The sequence below is a fragment of the Kocuria sp. CPCC 205235 genome (assembly GCF_040980905.1).
GTDB lineage: Bacteria > Actinomycetota > Actinomycetes > Actinomycetales > Micrococcaceae > Kocuria > Kocuria carniphila.
Genome location: NZ_JAVKPR010000099.1, coordinates 1 through 547 on the forward strand (window position 1 = coordinate 1; position 547 = coordinate 547).

The 547-nt window shown below is 35.3% G+C and carries 1 protein-coding gene and 1 pseudogene; both read left to right on the top strand.

Annotated elements, in window-relative coordinates:
- Positions 1–220, top strand: a pseudogene (locus RF638_RS16165) (IS1595 family transposase); the annotation flags it as partial.
- A 23-nt stretch (positions 221–243) separates the two neighbouring features.
- On the top strand, positions 244–547 hold a 304-nt coding region (locus RF638_RS16170; protein WP_368842480.1), incomplete at its 3' end, for a nucleotidyltransferase domain-containing protein.

Consider the following 547-nt stretch of genomic DNA (forward strand, 5'->3'; position numbering starts at 1 on the left):
CAATAGCTACCATAGCCAGCTAAAGAGGTTTATGCGTGGCTTTAACGGTGTTTCTACCAAGTATCTGAACAACTATCTTGTGTGGAATAACCTTGTAAATTACGCCAAAGAAAGCGACATGGAGAAAAGGAACATCTTCTTAACTTTCGTTTTGGCAACATTGAAAACTGCTAAATGCAGAGATTTATCAAACAGACCAGCAGTTCCTCTGGTCGCCTAATTAGAATTTGTGGAGATGATAAGATGGTCAATATAACAGATGTAAAACAGATTCTTCAATTTGCAATAGATGCGGAGATTAAAGTCTTTCTTGATGGTGGCTGGGGTGTAGATGCTCTTCTTGGATATCAGTCAAGAGCCCATAATGATATTGACATTTTTGTAGAAAAGAACGATTATCAGAACTTTATAGAAATAATGAAAGCTAATGGCTTTTATGAGATTAAGATGGAATATACAACATTGAACCATACTGTATGGGAAGATTTGAAAAACAGAATTATTGATTTGCATTGTTTTGAATATACGGACGAAGGTGAAATTCTTT